The sequence below is a fragment of the Vibrio crassostreae 9ZC13 genome (genome assembly GCF_000272045.2).
Taxonomy (GTDB): Bacteria; Pseudomonadota; Gammaproteobacteria; order Enterobacterales; family Vibrionaceae; genus Vibrio; species Vibrio crassostreae_C.
Map to the genome: position 1 here is coordinate 856,903 of NZ_AJYZ02000041.1, position 19,812 is coordinate 876,714.

Consider the following 19,812-nt stretch of genomic DNA (forward strand, 5'->3'; position numbering starts at 1 on the left):
CCACACTGCACAGAACTCATCTGAAGCGGTTGGCGCGTGTGAGCACGGTACTGGTCAAGTGACACAGACTCAAAGCTCTATCCAAAACCTGGCTCAAGAAGTTCAAATCGCAACCAACGTGATTCTAGAACTTGAAGAGCACGGCAACAGCATCAACGCTATCTTGTCTAACATTCAAGGTATTGCAGAACAAACAAACCTACTTGCACTTAACGCCGCTATTGAAGCAGCACGTGCCGGTGAGCAAGGTCGTGGTTTCGCAGTAGTAGCGGATGAAGTTCGAGTTCTGAGCCAACGTACACACGGTTCAACGCAAGAAATTCAACAAACGATTGAGTTGCTGCAAGGTACAACAGGCAAAGCGGTTAACATCATGAACGATAGCCGTACTCTTGCTGAAACCAGTGTTGATGACGCGAACTCAGCGGCTGCAAGCCTAACGCAAATCCATGCTGCTGTTGAACGCATCAGCGACATGGCAACACAGATTGCTTCTGCTGCAGAAGAGCAAGCGTCAGTAACGTCTGAGATTACTCGTAACACTGAAGGAATCCGTGACGTATCTAACGAGCTAGCAGACGAAGCACACCAAGCTGCAGAGCAAGCTGCGCAGCTTTCTGAACTGTCTCACGAGCTAGAAAGCGAAATCAGCCGCTTCAAGCTGTAATCGAAGCCAATATAACAAAGCCCCGACTTAGGTTGGGGCTTTGATGTATCTGTACCATCTAGACTAACGAGTTATTTAAACTCAAACTTGCCCTTCATGATTGCCCAGTGGCCCGGGAATGAACATAGGAAAGAGTAGTCGCCACCGGCTGTCATTTTCTCTGTGCTGAAAGTGATTGAGGTTGACTCGCCACCACCGATAACACGAGTGAAGGCGTAAACGCGGCTGTCGTCAGGTTTTACGTAGTTATTGTCGATACCTGCCGACATACCATCGATGCCCACTGCTTGTAGCGACGCAGTGTCTGTTATAACGACGTTGTGACCCATTGATTGGGCTGGCATAGAACCAGTATGGTTTAGCGTCAGCTTCACTTCTTTACAGCTCGCTGGAACGCTTAATGTGTCAGTTGAAAATTTCATTTGATCACTAGCATCAATCGATACTTCACATTCCGAGCTCGCTTGAGCGGTAAAGCTAGCACCTACAAGCGCTATCGTTGTTGCGATTAATCGTAAAGACATACACTGTTCTCCATTATTTTAGGGGGAGGTTATTCCATGAGGTTGATCGATACGTATTATCCTAGAAAGATGATCATAGTAATGTGCTACGACTTGAATTATGCGCAACTCGTTGCTTTATAAATGGTAAGTTTTTGTAGGAAAGGGCAAAACTAATCAGCGCATGAACAACCGTTTAAGGGGGAATGGTTGCTCGATACTAGAATTACAGACAACAAAAAGCCCGAGTATGAACTCGGGCTTTGAATGGTTTTCTTTATAACTTATGAAGGAGCTAGATTGCCTGACGAAGTTGGAAGTAACGTCCTTCTTCGTTTAATAGTGTCTCGTGAGAGCCGTGCTCAACAATCTCGCCTTGTTCAATCAGAACGATCGAATCCATCGATTCCAAACCAATCAAACGGTGTGTAATGAAGATAACCGTCTTGCCTTCGAAGTGTTTCTCGAACAGCGTCATGATGCTGTGTTCTGTTTGCTTATCTAAGCCTTCTGTCGGCTCATCTAAAAGCAGGATAGGGGCATCATGAAGAATGGCACGTGCGATGCCAATGCGGCGCTTCTCACCGCCAGACAGTTGACGACCACCATCACCTAACCAGCTATCAAGCGCGTTGTTCTCAAGCAGCTTTTCTAGACCAACGTCTTTAAGGATGTTCGCTAAGTGATCATCGGTTGCTTCTGGGCTTGCAATCAACAAGTTGTCACGCAAAGTACCATTTAGAATGTCGACACGTTGGCTTACTACACTGATTGATTCACGAAGCTGTGATTCATTCCACTGAGTCAGTTCAATGCCCGCGATTGAGATGTAACCCTTCTTAGGATCCCAGTAGCGAGTCAAAAGCTGAATCAGTGTTGATTTACCAGAACCCGTTTGACCCACAATCGCAACCTTGTTCGTTGCAGGGATCGTTAGGTCGACAGCGTTCAGAACACTGCGCTCAGAGTCAGGGTAGTTGAACGTCACGTTTGAGAACGTAATATCCAGTGGCTTGTTGATGTCGAGCTTCTCTTCAGCAAACTGAACTTCAGGCTCAGACAGAATAACTTCGTTCAAGCGACGAGCTGAAGACAAAGTTTGACCTAAATGCTGGAATGCACCTGCAATTGGCATTAATAGCTCGAAGCTTGCCATGGTTGCGAATGCCATTAGCGCGATGAACGGGTCTGGTGCATTACCACCCACGCCGTCAGCCGCAAGCCAAAGCATAAGAACCAGCGTCAAACCGTTGAACAGCATTAGCGCTGCTGAAGCCATACCGGTTAGGTTAGCGTTCACAAACTGATTCGCCATCAGCTTGCGTTGCGTTTCTAGAATCGCATTACGGTAACGCTCCTCAGCACCGAACAGAGTTAGCTCGCTGTAGCCTTCAATCCAATCTAGCGTGGTGACACGAAGATCCGCTTTGTTTTGTGTCAGCTCACCACCGTTACGTTTACCCAGCTTGTAGAACAAGATTGGCCAAACCAACAGCATGATAAGAAGGATAGAACCTAAGATTAAACCTAGTGAGCTATCGAACCACATTAAGAACAGAGTTAGGAAGAAGATCCCGAACACACCCACCGTCACAGGGCTTACTAAGCGCAAGTACACGTGGTCCATGGCGTCGACATCAGCAACCAAACGGTTGAGAAGGTCAGCGTCACGAAGGTTTGAAATACGACCTGGGATCAGCGGAGCCAGCTTCTTGAAGAAGAAGATACGTAAATCAGTTAACAGTTTGAATGTCGCATTGTGGCTCACAACACGTTCACCCCAACGACCCGCAGTACGGCTCATTGCCAAACCACGTACGCCACCACCCGGTAGCATGTAGTTGAAGGTTTCACGTGCAATCGTCAGGCCAGCAACCGCGGAAGCTGAAATAAACCAACCTGATAGCGTTAACAAGCCGATAGAAGCCGATAGAGTAGCAAAAGCCAATAGCATGCCTAGCGATAGGCCAAACCAATGCTTTTTATAGAGTTTCAGGTAAGGCAGTAAATCACGCATCTAAATTACCCTTATTATCTTGTTGAGCTAAGTTCGCGTTAAGCATCTCTTCGAATAAACCACCCGCAGTCGAAAGCTGAGAGTAATGACCTTGTTCAACCAGACCACCATCGCGCATAACCAGAATGTTATCGACCGATTGAAGTGGAGCGAGTTGGTGCGTCACAAGCAGGGCAGTGCGGCTTTCGATGTTGCTATTGATGCCTTTCATTACCAACTGTTCGCTACGAGTATCTAGGCTGGCAGTGGGTTCATCGAGCAACCAGAACTGACCGTCTTGAATCATTGCACGAGCCAAAGCCAAACGTTGAGATTGACCCACAGACAGACCGCCAGAGCGATCAGAAATCATGTAATCCAAGCCGTGCTCATTTACGAATTCGTTAGCAAAAGACTGCTCAAGTGCGTTCTCGACAACTTGGTCAGTGATATCGTGCTTACCTAGAGTGACGTTGTCACGAATTGTGCCGTGCAGTAGCAACGGGTTTTGACCAACCCAACTAATCGTTTTACGCCAAGAGGCTAAGTCTAGGTCACGCAGTTCAATGCCATTGATTTTCAAGCTTCCTTCATAAGGCATGAAACCAAGAATGGCGTTGATCAAACTTGTTTTACCCGCACCACTTGGACCAACTAACGCAGTCGATTGGCGAGTATTCAGTGCAAACGAGATAGGGCCAACCAGTTGAACACCTTCAGGGCTTAACACTTTGAGATCTTGAGCTTCAATATTGATGCCTTGAGCCGGATCAAGCTGAGTGTCGCCTGATTTAACCTTAGTGATGTCGGTTTCTAGGAACTCGACAATACTTTCAGCTGCGCCAACCGCTTGTTGCTTCGCGTGGTAGAAAGTACCTAAATCACGCAGAGGTTGGTAAAACTCTGGCGCCAAGATAAGGATAAACAAACCTGCGAATAGCGTAATGCCAACGCCGTAGTGGCCGAAGTTAAGCTCGCCGATGTAAGTGAAACCAAAGTAAACCGCCGTCATCGCAATCGAGATAGACGTGAAGAACTCAAGTACCGCAGAAGACAAGAAAGCGATTTTCAACACATCCATGGTGCGCGTTCTGAACACCTCAGATGCACCTTTCAATACTTCTGTTTCAGCGTTGGTGCGGTCAAATAGACGGATGGTTGTCATTGACTGCAAACGGTCGTAAAAGTGACCAGAAAGACGTTGCAGTGCTTTGAAGTTTTTACGGTTTGCATCGGCTGCTTTCATGCCAACCAATGCCATGAACATCGGCACCAGTGGCGCAGTCAGCAAGAAGATAAGGCCAGCTGCCCAGTTTACAGGGAATACCACGACCAAAATAATGAATGGAATCATTACCGATAAAGACATCTGAGGTAAGTAACGAGAGAAGAAGTCTTGCATGTCTTCTACTTGTTCTAGCAACAGGGTTGCCCACGTACCGGCAGGTTTGCCTTTGATATAAGCAGGGCCTAACTCACGTAACTTATCAAGGATGAGTTGCCTGATGTAAACACGGATCTGTTCACCACAGCGATAACCTGCGATCTCACGTCCCCATGTACAGCCAGCACGGCCAACGACCGATAATGCCAAGCCTGCGAAATGACCAACCAGTTCAGATTTATCGACATTTTCGATGATCAGCTGGTGAAGAATAGAGGCGAGAAGAGCTGCTTGAGCAATTAAGAACACGCTTGAAAGTACGCCAAGGCTAATCGCAATCATAAGCCAGCGTTTCGCTAACTTACTCTGTTGCTTAAGCCACTTGTTCAAGCTGCGTTGTTTTTTCTTATCCATTATGAAGGCTTAATGATAATTATTATTTGTTGAGGGCGGCTAGTATACAAAAGAAAGCCCAGTGGATATACCACTGGGCTCTAGGGATTTACAACAAAATGTGATGACGCCCTGCATCTACTGAGGCGAGAGCACCGATAATCAAATCTGCAATCTCAGATTTACTTATCGTTAAGACCATCTAGGAAGCGTTCAGCATCCAATGCAGCCATACAACCCGTGCCTGCAGAAGTAATTGCTTGACGGTAGTTGTGGTCCATTACATCACCCGCAGCGAACACGCCTGGGATGCTGGTTTGTGTCGCGTTACCTTCAAGACCAGACTGAACGATGATGTAGTCATCTTTCATATCCACTTGGCCTTTGAAGATTTCAGTGTTCGGCTGGTGACCAATAGCGATGAACGCGCCCATTACGTCGATATCCTCTGTCTTGTCAGACTGAGTATCTTTAATACGAACGCCAGTCACGCCCATGTCGTCGCCTAGAACTTCGTCTAGCGTGCGGTCAGTGTGAAGAACAATGTTGCCGTTCTCTACTTTGTCCATTAAACGCTTAACAAGAATCTTTTCAGCGCGGAACGTGTCACGACGGTGAATCAGGTGAACTTCAGACGCGATGTTAGATAGGTAAAGTGCTTCTTCAACAGCAGTGTTACCACCACCCACAACTGCAACTTTCTGGTTGCGGTAGAAGAAACCATCACACGTTGCACAAGCAGAAACGCCGCGGCCTTTGAATGCTTCTTCAGAATCTAAACCTAGGTACTTAGCTGATGCACCTGTTGAGATGATCAACGCGTCACAAGTGTACTCGCCAGAATCGCCTTTAAGACGGAAAGGGCGGTTTGAAAGGTCGACTTCGTTAATGTGGTCGAACAGGATCTCTGTTTCAAAGCGCTCTGCGTGCTCTTTCATGCGATCCATTAGAGCTGGACCCGTTAAACCTTCAGCATCACCCGGCCAGTTTTCCACTTCTGTTGTGGTTGTAAGCTGACCACCTTGCTGCATACCAGTAACCAGAACTGGGTTTAGGTTTGCACGAGCAGCGTAAACTGCAGCTGTATAGCCAGCAGGGCCAGAACCAAGAATCAATAAATTACAGTGCTTTACGTCGCTCATGAGGACTCCGAAATTGAATTTGTTTTAATTTATAATCGCTTAGGATTGTATGGAAAATATGGAGGCAATAAAAGGTTAAACAAGGGCAGAAGTGTAATTAATCGTTATACGTTAGAACATAACCGAACTAAATGATGGTCTTGTAATCCTGTGTCTTAGATCAATAGCGATAAGTCAAGGAAAGTGCTCTTGCAAACAGCTATGCATATTGCTCACTTTTAGGGCCTTCTTGATCATGGTGTTTCTATAGCAGTATTTACTTTTTTGCGTATACATTGATGAGTAGAAAAACAAGAGAACCTGAATCCTATGTTTTATTTTAAAAAGTTTGCGTTAAAAGACGCTGCAAGAATTCATCAAAATTAGCGTGCAGATAAGCGACCACAAGACGCACTTTTAGTATGAACGGCATGATTACAAACAGGTGTAATGTTGGTTAATACTTGAACTGTTGAGTGTTTCTCAGTTGTTATTTTTTTGTATGTGTTATTATTGATATTTATATATTGCGCGGAATCATTTGAACTCTATGCAGATTCTAATCCTTTTTATCAATGTGTTTATTGTGTGCCTGAATTCGGTTTTTGCTTCTCCGCTGCAGGTCAGCGGGGAACAATCTGTGTTAGCTAATGAAGCTGTAAGATGGTATGAAATGCCTTTGTTATCTGATCCAGTCGATTTTCCCATATTAAAAAAACACATTGAATCCTCTCCAAGGATTGAAACGATATTTGGTGGTGAAGGGGCGTTTGGGTTGAGAGTTGATTTGGCCAACTCCGATATCAAGTCGTCACAACAAATAGTTACACTCCGTGCAAACTATTTGGATCAAGGTTGGGGGTACTGGCAATCAACAAATGGTCAAGTAAGGCGAATACTTGATTTTGGCCAATTAAGTAACAAGAGTATCTTGCATCTGCATAGGCAAAGCTTCCCGTTAATATTGAATGCGGAGGAATCTGGAACACTTTGGCTCTACTTGGAAGCAAAGAAATTTCCAAAGGCAGTTAACTTCACTCTTCAACCTGAATATCCATTTTATATTCACGTTTTCCGCAACAATACGCTCACATTAGCTTCTATTACTGTCATGCTAACGTTGGGAGTTTTCGCTCTTTTTTGTTACTTTCAAACTAAACATCCAGTCACACTGGCTTGTGCTGGTTATGTTGGGCTACATGGCCTGGGATGGTTCGCCGCTTCAGGCGCTTGGGGGTACTTATTATCAAGCCAAAGCTGGAACCCAGTTTATTTTGGAATGGTATTGTTTCCGTTTGCGGTTGCTTTTTCTTGCTATTACACAAGATTATTGTTTGGATTTCCGCAGCATTTTATTCGTATTAATCTTACCTTTCAGGCCTTTAGTTGGCTGTGTGTCATTATCGGGTTTATTAATGTCTTTGCCCCGTTTTCGTTGACTTTTGTTATGTCCCATTTAATTGCGGCAATCTGGGTGCCGACAATGATAGTGACTGGCGTATTGATGGTTTATCAACGAAACTTTGTCGCTAAATATTATTTGATCGGTGGTCTTTGTTATGGCACGGCTTTGGTATATTACATTTTTGCGCATTTTGCACCATTGCCGACTCAGAGATCGACAGAAGTCATCGTTGTTGTTGCATTAGCAATAGATTGTACCTGCATTTTATTGTCACTGACTGAATGGTTGCGGATTCAACAACATCAACATCAGAAAACCTATATCCAGTCGAGGGTGGATAGTTTAACGGGGCTTGGAAACCGGCTGGATTTTAATGATGCGAGTAAACAATTAGTACATCATTCCTATTGTATCGTCTTCATCGATTGTGATGGCCTTAAATCGATTAATGATACTTATGGTCATGATGAAGGGGATCGCTTTTTAGAATACACCAGCCGCATGATGCGAGAAAAATTTACAGACCTTGGAATGGTTTATCGAGCTGGTGGCGACGAATTTATCTGGTTGTTGAAAGTGGATAAAGAGAAACAAGTTGAGGCTCTCTATTCTCAGATTGAGCTTAGAGTGACTCAGGTGGAAGAGCAAATTCGCAGTGCTGATTGGCCTCAGTCTGGCCTCAGTTTTGGAAGCGCATCTAGTTTTGAATGTGTCAATTTTTCTGAGTGTTTGAGCTTAGCTGACCAGCGAATGTACCAGCAGAAGCGCTCGAAGAACGGTTTTAAAAATCAGTCCAGTGAAATTGAGTGTTAGCTAAATTCCCTATTTTCTAAGTGAATCGTTTTAAGTCTAGTTAACTTATTTTCGTTTTGACTTTTGGTGTAAATGTCACCAAAGGTGGCTCTTTTAGCAACCAACCTTTCAAGCTTGCTTACCCTCTCATCTGTTTTGTGTAGAACATTCCCAATCTTTATAGTCGCCTATTTTTAACGAATTCTAAGTTAGGACATAAAGGCAGACCATCATATTCCAAATAAACGCATCATTTATAATTGTAGGTTTTATTAGAAAGCACTCTATTTGAGGGCGGCCGAGTTCCCCCCGAACTCGACCTGTTCCAGACGCGCAAGCAAAGGCGTGTGGATTCTGGCTTACTCATAAATTAACCAATTCCAGATTGTTGTGTAAATAATCAATAGCTTGAACACTGATAGGTAGGTCGTATTTCGATGTGCAAAAACATACAAATAAAGTATGTCGAAGTAGGGAGATGAGCCTTGATGCCGTGGCTGGCGTATTAGTGAGTACGTGCTGACAAAATAATAAACACAGCGTGCTAGTTAATAATATCGCTAAATTTAAATTTGTAGGGATTTATAACTAGCTAGTGGAGTGTGCTGGTTTTAAGAGTTGGTCATCTTTTATTCTGGTGTTATGCACTGCTTTTGATTTTAAACTTGGTTTTACAATCTGAATTATTAATTCTGACGGGATAAATGATTGTTTATTGTTGATTTGGCAAGATCTTCAAGTATCCTTTTATGTAAACAAAACGTTAAATGTCGAAAGTAAATTAACAATCATTAAGGAGTCGATGATGTTACACGCTCACGAAAACACCCTACATATTACCCATCTCAGTAACCATGCGGTTAAGGAGCTGTCACCTTCTTTCTCTAAGCTACCTAGCACAGAGCACGCCGATGGACAGTACCGATTGAGAAGGTACTCTGTGGTTGAATTCAGTAATGGACAAGTCGTTGAGCTAGACAAACATAACTTCGTTCAGTCTGAAGACATCAATCACTTTCAAGGTGACGTTGTTCGCCAATTCGAGCCAATTGAAGCACCAATCCTAAGCAGCGAAGGCATGCAAGAGATGTGTGAACTGTTTATTGAAACCAATGGGCTTGAAGACGGGCAAGAAATCGAAATCCATCAAATCCGCATTGCCGCTATTTTTGAAGAAACTCAAGTTGCACCAGAAGGTGTTCACCAGGACGGTTTTGACCACATCGCGATCATTGGTGTTACTCGCCACAACATTGTGGGTGGTGAAGTGATGCTTTATCAAGATAGCCACGAAGCACCGTTCTTCAGAAAAGTGTTAGGCGATGGTGAAGTGGCAATGCTTGCTGATAGTAAGCTTTGGCACAATGCACAACCGATTCGTACCATAGACCACGGCGAGATGGGCTACATGGATGTGTTTGTTCTAACGGCTAAGGATGCGCGCAATGTCCTTCACTCTTAATGATGTGCGCCAGCAGTTTAGCGCGCTAGGCCAATACCATAACGGTAAGCCGGTGACCTTTTTTGATGGGCCGGGTGGCTCTCAGGTACCTGAGAATGTTTTAGCTTCAATGACCGAATACCTAGGGCATTTTAATTCAAACCTAGGCGGCCACTATTTTTCTAGCCAAAAGACCACAAGCTTAATGCAGCAAGCGCGAGAAGCGGCGCAAGCACTGCTTAATGCGGAGTCTTCTGGCAACGTTGTGTTCGGCGCGAACATGACATCTCTGACCTTCCAACTTAGCCGAGCGATTAGCCGCGATTGGAAAGAGGGCGATGAAGTTATCGTCACGGCGTTAGACCATTACTCAAATGTATCGAGCTGGCAGCAAGCGGCAGACGACAAAGGCGCGATTGTTCGCCAAGTTCGTGTAGACGAGTCGGATTGCAGTTTGGATATGGCGCATTTTGAATCGCTGCTTAACGAGAAAACCAAGCTTGTCGCGGTGACGTTTGCTTCGAACACGACTGGCTCTATTGTCGACATGGCAAAAGTTATTGAGCTTGCACATCAGCATGGTGCGCAGGTTTATGTCGATGCCGTTCATTACGCGCCACATCACTTGATCGATGTTCAGCAGCTGAATTGTGATTTCTTAGCGTGTTCAGCGTATAAATTCTTCGGCCCACATGTGGGCATTGCTTATGTTGCACCTCAATGGCTACACACGTTAAAGCCTTACAAGGTTGAGCCTGCAACCAATATTGGCCCAGGCCGTTTTGAAACAGGTACGCAAAGCTTTGAAGGCCTTGCAGGTGTGGTTGCGGCGGTAGATTACTTGGCGCAATTCGGTGAGCCAACCGACTCATTGCGTTCTCGTTTAGAGCAAAGCTACGCGCTTTATAATAAGCATGAAAGCCAGCTCAGTGAGTACTTCCTTAAACGCTTGTCTGATCTTGAAGGGGCAAAGCTTTACGGGAAAACAGAGTTTGATTCGAACCTAAGAACGCCAACCTTTGCGGTTACCTTTGAAAACCATTCTCCAGAGTTCATCGCCAAGAAGCTGGGTGAACATAATATCTGTGTGTGGAACGGACATTTCTACGCATTAGGTTTGGTGAAACAGTTGGGTATTGAAGAGCAGGGCGTGGTGCGTATTGGTTGTATGCATTACAACTCGATTGAAGAGATCGACTTGCTGTTCAATGTGCTTGAAGGGATCTTGCGAAGTAATTAGCGAGAAGCCATTAGCAAGAAGTAATTAATAAGAAGTCACTTGCCTTTGCTGTTTGTGCCTTTAGATCGAAAAAAGAGCATGCTTCTCTCAAGAGTATTGAGTAGGAAGCATGCTCTTTTTATTTGATTGAGCTTATTTGATCAACGCCAGTTATTCGAATAAGCCCTTGATTTAACTAAGACAGGTGCTTAACCAGAGTTGCACCTACAGCGTGCGCGCTGGTTGGGTTTTGGCCAGTAATCACTCGCTCATCAACAATCACAAGCTCTTGCCAAGGTTGAACCTTGTTGAAACGCGCTGCGCTGCGAGCAAGAGACTCTTCCAGTAGGAACGGAATGTCGTTGATGGTGCCAAAGTCGATCTCTTCTTCACGTGTAAAGCCAGTCACCGATTTAGAGCTTAGTAGCTTCTCGCCGTTGCTTAAAACAATCGGAAGCAGCGCCGCAGGGCCGTGACATACTGACGCAATCACACCACCATCTTCGTAATGCTTAGCCGCAATAGCAGCGAATTGCTCGTTGGTTGCTAGGTCTGAAAGCAAACCGAAACCACCTGGGTAGAAGATAGCATCGTAGCTTTCTGCATTAATTTGGTTTACAGGAATCGTATTGTTGATTCGGTTTTGGAAGTCATCATCAGCCAAGATCTCAGCGTTTACTGAATCCCCTTCAATATCGGTTCCGTACAATGGGCCTTTGCCACCCTTGATAGACGCGATGTCGTACTCAAAACCCGCAGCAATGATCTCTTTCAGAGCATGAGTCAGTTCAGGCGCGTAAGTACCGTTCGCTTGATCTGTATCGCCTAGTGTTGCGTGGTTAGTTACAGGTATTAGTATTTTTTTCATGATTCGTCCCTTTGAGCACGTTTGTTTGGTTTCAGCGTCGTTGTTTAGACATCCGCGTTTTTAAGACAGACATCAGTCTTTTTAATAGAGATGCCGCTGTTTCGTTACCTGTAATACTAGTAGTAAACCATTTGAGTGATAATATGCCGAATAGACAAAACATTATTGCTATATAGCAACAGTTGAATGAGAATTAGTCGGATGTGAACTCGTTAGATGTAAACAGGTGAAGTATGGACAGCTTTGAAGGGATTAATGAGTTTGTTGCGGTTGCTGAGTGTCATGGCTTTTCTGCAGCAGCAAAACAACTGGGTTGCAGTACCAGCCATGTCAGCCGCCAAGTTTCAAGGTTAGAAGAGAGAGTGGGTGTGGCGTTGCTTGCGCGTTCAACACGGATGGTGAGCCTGACCGAATCGGGTCATACCTATTATCAGCAGTGCAAAGACTTGGTCATTGGGCTGCAACAAGCGAATGAACAAGTCACGTCTCAACAAACTCAGCTTAGCGGTACATTACGTGTTAGTGCTGCGGGTGCATTTGCAGAAAATCATGTTGCGACAGCGCTGATGGAGTTTGCCAAAGATCATCCTGAGCTCACCATCGAAATGAACTTCAATACTAAGATGGTTAACTTCATCGAAGATGGTATCGACTTCGCCATTCGTTACGGCCGGTTGGACGATTCAGGTTTGGTGGCAAGAAAGCTCGTCGATCGCCCAATGGCGGCCGCAGCCAGCAAAGATTATTTAGAGCAATTTGGTACGCCCACTCATCCAGAGCAGTTGAAAATGCACAGCTGTATTATCGCCAACAGTGATCAGTGGCTATTTGAGAAAGAGGGCAAACCGTTAAATGCAGTGCGAGTGCATGGGCGCTGGCGCAGTAACAATTCGAGCGCAGTACTGAAAGCATGTGAAGAGGGGCTTGGTGTTGTCTACCTTCCCAAAAGCAGTTTCAATGGCGGCCTGACTAATGGAAAGCTTGTCCCGGTGCTTGAAGATTATTGGGGAGCAGGAACCAGCAGTTGGGTCGTATATCAAAATCGTCGTTTTTTACCCCAGAGAGCACGGTTAGCGATCGACTTCTTGGTTGCTTATTTTTCGGATTGGAATGAATAACCGACGAGGTTTTAAGCGAACAGCCAACAAGATGGAAGTGAATAATTAACGGAATTGAAAAGAGTCGTAATTATCGCTAGCTACCTACTTTAAGGTCGAAAACAGAAAAGCTAATGCTTACATAGATATACGTTATCTTTTTTTGTTTTTTTTTAACGCGCGTAATAGGAATGAGAGACTTGTCTACTTTTGATAACTGGTGTTAGCGATTGAATTGTAGAGAAGCCCGCAACAGTACGATATACTAGATACCATATTAATGTCCCTAACGCGTGATAGATTGTGTGGAAGCGTTGGCAGGATGTGTTGTTATGCTCCAGTTTATGAAGTGTAGCTAGAGTGCGGAGTTGGCAATGTCTTCAATAAATTTCGAATCCACGTACGGTGTAATAACTATTCAAGATATGAATGTAGTGAGTGTTGACGCTAACTATGCTCGCATCTATGGATACCAATCGCCCGAAGAACTACTTTCTAATATCGATAGCTTTCTAGATCTAATCTCAGAAGATTATCATGTTCTCGCCTATCAAAATTACCTTGAAACGGTCAGTGGTCAACGCGACCCTCAGGTTCACACCTATACCAATGTTGATCGCAATGGCAGAGAGTTCACCGTGTTTTCTATCGACCATGTGACGGAGTGGCAGGGAAGACCTGCACTGCAAGTCACAGTGATCGATCTTTCCCCTGCGATTCAGCTGCAAAATGCGGTGCGTGAGCAAGATAAGATGTATCACGACATGATCATGCAATCTGGGCAGGGCATCTTGGTTCACCGAGATTTCAAGCCGCTGATGGTTAATCAATCTTGGGTCAACATGCAAGGCGCGGCTTCCATCGAGCAAGTATTAGAGCTGGACTCTATCCTTGAACTGGTACCAAAACAGAATGCCGATGGCATCAGCAAGCACTATCACGCGATCGTATCAGGGGAGTTGTCAGGTACTAGTACCGTGGTTGAAAACATTGGCTTTGACGGCGTTCATCGGTTCTTCAATATTTACGACAATGCGATTACTTGGAAAGGTCAGCCAGCCGTTCAGGTTGTGCTCGAAGATGTGACTCAAAAGGTGATGCTGGAAAAGCAGTTGGTACACCAAGCGAATTACGATGAAATGACGGATTTGCTTAACCGTAGGGCGATTTATGAGTGGCTGAGAGAGCACCTTGTCTCTGAGACTCACTTAGTGTGTATGCTGCTTGATATCGATGACTTCAAATCGATCAATGATACCTACGGGCACATGGTGGGTGACGAGGTCATTTGTGCTTTGGCTGATATTACTAAGCGTAATGTTGAGGCTGTGGGCGGTGTCGCAGGTCGATGGGGCGGTGAAGAGTTCATTGTATTTATCCCTAATGCGTCGCCTCAGATTTCGCGTCAAGTGTCTGATCAGATCCGAGAGCAGTTTAATCAAACCGAATTTAAGATTGATGAACAGTTACGATTTAATTCGAGTGTCAGTATCGGAATCAGTGATAGCCAAGCCTGTGAAGACGGTGTCACGATTGATGCACTCGTGAATTTAACCGATCAATCTCTCTATCGCGCGAAAGCCAACGGCAAGAATTGTGTAGACGGAGATGTGGTTACGCTTTAACGCCTAAAAGCGTCATCGAAAGCCAATAGAATCGACAACGAAAAATGCCCTCAAGTCATCACTTGAGGGCATTTTAGTTTTTGGCTATTCACTAAGCGCTTCTAACTATAAGAAACGCCTCTAACTATAAGAAACGTTTAAGTTCTACAAGTTATGCCGACACTTCCACTTCGTAAGAACCAAATTTACGGATGTTAATCACACCAGTATCTAGGATTAGGTATTGGCCTTTAATGCCTTGAAGTACGCCTGTCACTTCAGGGTTCTTATCAAAGTTATGCGACACAATCTTCACTGGGTGCTGTTCAACTGGGTAGCTCAATGAAGTGATGTTTTCGCTCAGAATCTCGATAGCATCATCACCAAACTTCGCTCTGATCTCTTGGATTTTATCCTCAACCAACGGCAACAGTTCTTTGGCTTTTTCTACCAATTCCATATCGTCGCCGTCGCCTTTAAGCAGCGTGCGCCAGTTGGTTTTGTCAGCAATGTGCTTTGCTAACTCAACTTCGATCAGGCCAGAAATCTGACGTGTTTTTACCTTCAAGATAGGCAAACCTTGAGTCGCGCCTTGGTCAATCCAACGGGTAGGGATTTGAGTGTGACGAGTGATACCTACTTTTAGGCTTGATGTGTTCGATAGGTAAACGAAGTGATCAACCATGCAGTTCTCTTCACCCCATTGAGGCTCGCGACACGTGCCTTCATCGTAGTGACAAGTCTCTGGCTTCATGATGCACATGTCGCAGCTTGCTAGCTTTTTCATGCACACAAAACAGTGGCCTTGAGAGTAGCTCTTCTTAGTTTTCTTACCACATGAGCAGCAAAAAATATTGCCGGTGTGAGTGAGGTTGATGGTTTTACCAATCAGAGGGTTTAGCTCTACAAACTCTTCGCCTACAGGCAAACGGTAGGTAACCGCGCCATCAAGGGAAGCACTCATCTTTTTGAGTGTTCCTTTTGCTAATAAAGACATGACATTACTCGTTGTATTTTGATTATTATTTCGTCGACTCGATTGCGCTGTGAGCAGGCAGTACGGTTAACGATGATTATGCGATGAGTATAACAAATAGAGCCTGTTTTTATACGCAATATTACTTGATTCTCGCCGTGAATAATCAACAGAAAATACATGCATTAAAATATAGTATGACATTTTGTTCGGGCGTGATATAACGTTTTTTAGTGATTTATTGGTATTAAGATCACTAATTTATCTAACTTGTTTTTTATCGTGAAATCCCAACTATAGGGATATTAAGCAGGAAGCTTAGACGTGAAGTGGATCCATAAGATTGTTATCTTTCTAGTTATCGCAACGCTTGCCATTGTGCAGTATTACCGTGTGAGCGGAAATCGTGTGATAACGGCAATTACCCCTGATAAATATGAATTTATCGCGACCAGTGATCAAGTTGATAGGGGAGTCAGTACGTCCCAGTTATCCTATGAAAATGGACAGTACACTCTCGATTGTGAACTTAAAGAATCTGAGTATCCGTGGCCTTACTGTGGGCTGTCGATTCGTATCAACCCTGACATCACCTCGGGCCTTGACCTTTCTCAGTACCACACCTTTAGAGTGAACATTGATTACCATGCGGAGGCTGACTCTAGTGGCCGTTTGAGAACCTATCTACGTAACTACAACCCTGCTTATTCAGTTCCTGATGACGAGTACACGCACAAGTACAATGGGATGGAGTTTTCTCCAGGAATCGATGGTGGTGTGATTGAAATCCCGATCAAAAATCTGCAAGTGATGACATGGTGGCTGGCTGACAACGACATTGCGTTAGAGCATTCGTCCCCTGAATTTTCGAATGTGAATATGGTTGAGTTTGCTACTGCGTCTGGAGCGAAACTCGGTCACCACAGAATCGTCATCCGCAGTATTGAGTTCGAAGGTTCGTATATCACCGCAGAAAGCTTGTTCATGATCCTACTGTTTGTGTGGGTGGGGACGGGCACCGTATTCTTGCTGTCAGAGTTAAACCGTTCAAGAAAACGCATGGTGATCGCAGAGAAAAGACATCACCACTTAAAGAACGTCAATCGCGCACTGAGAGAACAGAATTTTGAATTTTCAGAGATGGCCCATCGTGATGAGTTAACCGGAATACTAAACCGCCACGCGATTCGTGATTGGTTGAAAATGCAGTCACAACATGTGAAGCAAGGACATGGCAAGCTGGGTATGTTGTATCTCGATATCGACTACTTCAAGAGTGTAAATGACAAGTACGGACATCAAATGGGTGACCATATTTTACGCGAGTTCAGCATGGTGGTGGGCAGTTCGATCAGCGCTACCGACAAGTTGGTGAGATGGGGTGGTGAAGAGTTCATTGTTTTTTGCCCTGAGACCGAAGCCGGAGAGGCGCAGATAAAAGCTGAACGCATTCGATTATTGGTTAGCCAGCACCTTTGGGTTCATGGCGATCCGCTGACATGCAGTATCGGTGTTGCCGAGATGAAGCAAGAGCGAGTGACAGAGACCATTGCTCGCGCTGATGAAGCTTTATATCAAGCAAAGCATTCAGGTCGAAACCAGGTGATCTTGAGTCACTAATCTGAAAATTGTTTTGATGAGTTTATAAGCCACACGTGCATATGTGACGTGTGGCGTTTTTATGGTTCTTCTCCCAAAAGCCAAAACAAAAAAGGTGGCGCGGGGCCACCAAAAGGGAAAGCGTTTCTTGTTTTTATATGCCCGTTCAGTGCTTGCTTACGCTGAACGGGCATTTTTGTCTTGGTTGAACCGGGGGAAGTTCAACCAGTTTAGGGGAGCATTCCTGTAAGCATGCGCTTATAGAACGTTAGTGTTTACCAGAAGATCCAAGCGAACAGAGTCAGAACTAGGATACAAACTAGGTTCAACACCATACCGATTCGCATCATCTCTTTCTGCTTGATGTGACCCGAGCCAAACACGATTGCGTTTGGTGGTGTTGCAACAGGAAGCATGAAGGCACAAGACGCAGCAACAGCGATCAGTGCAGACAAAATAACTGGCGACATACCAAGTGCTTCAGCGATGGTTGCGAATACTGGCACCAGAAGTGCTGCACTCGCTGTGTTACTCGCAAATTCCGTTAGGAATACCACGAACGCTACCACGGCTAGAATCGTAAGCAGTACGCCAGCTGTTTCTAAAAATCCGCTTAGTGAGTGTGCTAAGAATACGCTGGTTCCTGTCGCTTTTAGAATGTTACTTAAGCAGATACCACCACCGAATAGGATAAGAACACCCCAGTCCGTTGTCTTCTCAACGTCTTTCCATTCCACCGCTCTAGAAGCGCCAAGCAGTACAATTGCGCCAATCGCGACTAAGCTATCAAATTTAGAGAATCCGCCAATCATTGCGTTGATTGGTTTACCGAATATCCAAAGCGTTACGGTTAGAAGGAAGATAGACAGTGTGATTTTCTTGCTGTTTGTCCACTCAACTGGGGCATGGTCTAGCTCGAATTTGTGGTCAAGCTTTGGCTTAGTCATCACGTAAAGAATAATCATCGCGATTGGCAGTAAGATCATTGAGATTGGAAGACCTAGCGCCATCCACTCAGTAAAGCTCAAGCCAACTTCTGCAGCGGCGATTGCGTTCGGTGGGCTACCCACTAAGGTTGCGATACCACCGATTGAAGCACAGTAAGCAATACCCAGTAGTACGAACACGTAGGTGTTGCGGTCTTCACTTTGGTCAACCTTGTTCATGATGCCAAGAACAAGAGGAAGCATCATTGCTGTGGTGGCTGTGTTTGAGATCCACATTGATAGACCTGCACTCACACCGAACAGCATGAACACAGCGACCGACATTCTGCCTTTTGCTATCAGCAGCACTTTGTCAGCTATCGCTTTATCTAGCTCTTGCTTGTTCAGTGCAGCTGCTAATGCGAAGCCACCTATGAATAAGAAGATGATCGGGTTTGAAAAGTTAGCCAGCGCTGCGGGCGTATTGAACACACCAAACAAGACAGCCAAGAGTGGAACGAGCAGAGCAGTGATGCTGACATGAATAGCTTCGGTTAACCATAGAACCGCAACGAACACGAGAATACTCAAACCAGTATTGACTTGTGATTCGAAAGGAAGGGTGTTGAGCAAGAGTGCGAATAGCGTGAAATTACCAATTAATATCATGCTGTTGCGGGTGAACAACCAGTGTTTCAGTGTAGTAACAAGTGCCGTCATAAGACGCTCCTTTTGTTATCCTCGTTTTATTGGTGCACGACTTCATTGAGTCGTGCTTATTATTTTCGAGGTATATAGCTTGATGTAGGGTCAGACTTTGTTGGGAGAATGTTACTTAAGTTAATAAAGGCGTGTTGGTGTGTTTTTGTGTAACAGTGGGGAAATGTGAGGCAACAAATTCAAAATGTGTAGTTTTCTACACATCTGTCTCTGCTGGGTCTGCAATAGGGTTTGTTGTAGGATCTACAACAGGGTTTACAGAGGGGTCAGTCATAGGGTTTGGAATCGGAAATGATTCCGGTTTTGGACTCGATTGAATGGGCTCTTTAGGTCCAAGGAACTTTGGCGTTGTCCCCATAATATACAAATCTAAGAAGGCTTTGGTACGCGCAAAAACTTCACGCAAACGGATAGAGGTGCCTGAATGATGAGTAGGACCTGAAACCGCTAAACATTGTGCATGAATATCGTAAGAATTAGCGATAAATAGTGCTCTTTCACAGTGGAATTTCTGAGTAATGATCAGGAAGTTGTCGGTGTCGAAGATCTTTTTAGCGCGAACAATCGAGTCTAAGGTTCTAAAGCCTGCGTAATCGAGGTTAATGCGTTCATCGGGTACACCCGCTTTCAGCAAGTCGCGTTTCATCGTCCACGGCTCATTGTAAGAGCGATGAGCGTTATCACCACTTAACAGAAACTGGTCGACTTTTTCACGGTCGAACAGCTCAATCGCGGCTTCGATTCGGTGCTTATAATAGTCGTTGAGTGTTCGACCCAAATATTTGCTCGTGCCAAGCACAACGGCGACCTCAAGCTCGGGCACTTCATCTATATCGTAGATGATGCGATCTTCCGCTTGCCATGAAACCCAATAATCGATCGCAATAACCGCAGCGCTGCCTACTAAGAACACGAGGAAAGCGCCAAACAGAAAACCTTGCAGTTTTTTGTAAGCTTTTTTTATGTAGCTACGGATAATGTGAGAATCAAATTTCACTCTCGGTATGGTCCTTTCACTGAGCATTAATTTTTGAGTGCTCGATAATACCAAATAAAAATGAGAAAAATCAGTTAAAAAGACAAGACAGTTTAAAGAAAAAA

15 protein-coding genes are annotated in these 19,812 nt (G+C 44.8%); 7 read left to right on the plus strand and 8 right to left on the minus strand.

What is annotated here, in order from left to right; genetic code table 11:
- Positions 1-667: methyl-accepting chemotaxis protein (locus tag A136_RS18275; RefSeq protein ID WP_017063576.1), on the plus strand; the 667-nt coding region annotated here is incomplete at its 5' end.
- A gap of 71 nt (positions 668-738) precedes the next feature.
- Here the strand turns inward: A136_RS18275 and azu are convergent.
- The 4 genes from azu to trxB all read right to left on the minus strand — a co-directional run bounded on the left by azu (position 739) and on the right by trxB (position 6,085).
- A complete protein-coding gene (azu, locus tag A136_RS18280; RefSeq protein ID WP_017063577.1) occupies positions 739-1,191 on the minus strand; it encodes an azurin in 453 nt (150 codons plus the stop codon).
- Positions 1,192-1,465: 274 nt separating this feature from the next.
- Positions 1,466-3,187, minus strand: a complete 1,722-nt coding sequence (gene cydC, locus A136_RS18285) for a heme ABC transporter ATP-binding protein/permease CydC (protein WP_017063578.1) — start codon at positions 3,185-3,187, stop codon at positions 1,466-1,468.
- On the minus strand, positions 3,180-4,964 hold the full coding sequence (gene cydD / locus A136_RS18290; RefSeq protein WP_017063579.1) for a heme ABC transporter permease/ATP-binding protein CydD: 1,785 nt from the start codon (positions 4,962-4,964) through the stop codon (positions 3,180-3,182). The genes cydC and cydD overlap by 8 nt, the downstream gene beginning before the upstream one ends.
- 161 nt (positions 4,965-5,125) lie before the next feature.
- Positions 5,126-6,085: a thioredoxin-disulfide reductase gene (gene trxB, locus A136_RS18295; protein WP_017063580.1), complete on the minus strand. Its 960-nt coding sequence runs from the start codon at positions 6,083-6,085 to the stop codon at positions 5,126-5,128.
- Positions 6,086-6,614: 529 nt separating this feature from the next.
- On the opposite strand from trxB, the gene A136_RS18300 reads away from it, so the two are divergent.
- The 3 genes from A136_RS18300 (at position 6,615) to A136_RS18310 (ending at position 10,942) form a co-directional block, all read left to right on the plus strand.
- Positions 6,615-8,282, plus strand: coding sequence for a GGDEF domain-containing protein (locus tag A136_RS18300; protein WP_017059753.1), 1,668 nt, complete (start codon positions 6,615-6,617; stop codon positions 8,280-8,282).
- A 784-nt stretch (positions 8,283-9,066) separates the two neighbouring features.
- A complete protein-coding gene (locus A136_RS18305; RefSeq protein ID WP_017063581.1) occupies positions 9,067-9,723 on the plus strand; it encodes a 2OG-Fe dioxygenase family protein in 657 nt (218 codons plus the stop codon).
- Positions 9,707-10,942, plus strand: coding sequence for a cysteine desulfurase-like protein (locus A136_RS18310; RefSeq protein WP_017063582.1), 1,236 nt, complete (start codon positions 9,707-9,709; stop codon positions 10,940-10,942). The genes A136_RS18305 and A136_RS18310 overlap by 17 nt, the downstream gene beginning before the upstream one ends.
- 175 nt (positions 10,943-11,117) lie before the next feature.
- Here A136_RS18310 and A136_RS18315 read toward each other — a convergent pair whose 3' ends face one another.
- Complete coding sequence (locus tag A136_RS18315) at positions 11,118-11,789, minus strand: type 1 glutamine amidotransferase domain-containing protein (RefSeq protein ID WP_017063583.1); 672 nt, start codon at positions 11,787-11,789, stop codon at positions 11,118-11,120.
- A 233-nt stretch (positions 11,790-12,022) separates the two neighbouring features.
- On the opposite strand from A136_RS18315, the gene A136_RS18320 reads away from it, so the two are divergent.
- Positions 12,023-12,907: a LysR family transcriptional regulator gene (locus tag A136_RS18320; RefSeq protein ID WP_017063584.1), complete on the plus strand. Its 885-nt coding sequence runs from the start codon at positions 12,023-12,025 to the stop codon at positions 12,905-12,907.
- A gap of 353 nt (positions 12,908-13,260) precedes the next feature.
- On the plus strand, positions 13,261-14,511 hold the full coding sequence (locus A136_RS18325) for a sensor domain-containing diguanylate cyclase (protein WP_032546790.1): 1,251 nt from the start codon (positions 13,261-13,263) through the stop codon (positions 14,509-14,511).
- A gap of 151 nt (positions 14,512-14,662) precedes the next feature.
- Here A136_RS18325 and A136_RS18330 read toward each other — a convergent pair whose 3' ends face one another.
- The gene (locus A136_RS18330; protein WP_017063586.1) at positions 14,663-15,487 is read right to left on the minus strand and encodes a DUF2797 domain-containing protein; all 825 of its coding nucleotides are present in this window, start codon (positions 15,485-15,487) and stop codon (positions 14,663-14,665) included.
- Between the two features lie 303 nt (positions 15,488-15,790).
- Between A136_RS18330 and A136_RS18335 the strand changes: the two genes are divergently transcribed.
- The gene (locus A136_RS18335) at positions 15,791-17,086 is read left to right on the plus strand and encodes a GGDEF domain-containing protein (protein ID WP_017063587.1); all 1,296 of its coding nucleotides are present in this window, start codon (positions 15,791-15,793) and stop codon (positions 17,084-17,086) included.
- A 254-nt stretch (positions 17,087-17,340) separates the two neighbouring features.
- Here A136_RS18335 and A136_RS18340 read toward each other — a convergent pair whose 3' ends face one another.
- Together A136_RS18340 and A136_RS18345 are read right to left on the minus strand one after the other, a co-directional pair.
- A complete protein-coding gene (locus A136_RS18340) occupies positions 17,341-18,711 on the minus strand; it encodes an SLC13 family permease (RefSeq protein ID WP_017063588.1) in 1,371 nt (456 codons plus the stop codon).
- A 196-nt stretch (positions 18,712-18,907) separates the two neighbouring features.
- Positions 18,908-19,708 (minus strand): SanA/YdcF family protein, encoded by an 801-nt coding sequence (locus A136_RS18345; RefSeq protein WP_017063589.1) that lies wholly within the window; start codon positions 19,706-19,708, stop codon positions 18,908-18,910.
- Between the last annotated feature and the right edge of the window lie 104 nt (positions 19,709-19,812).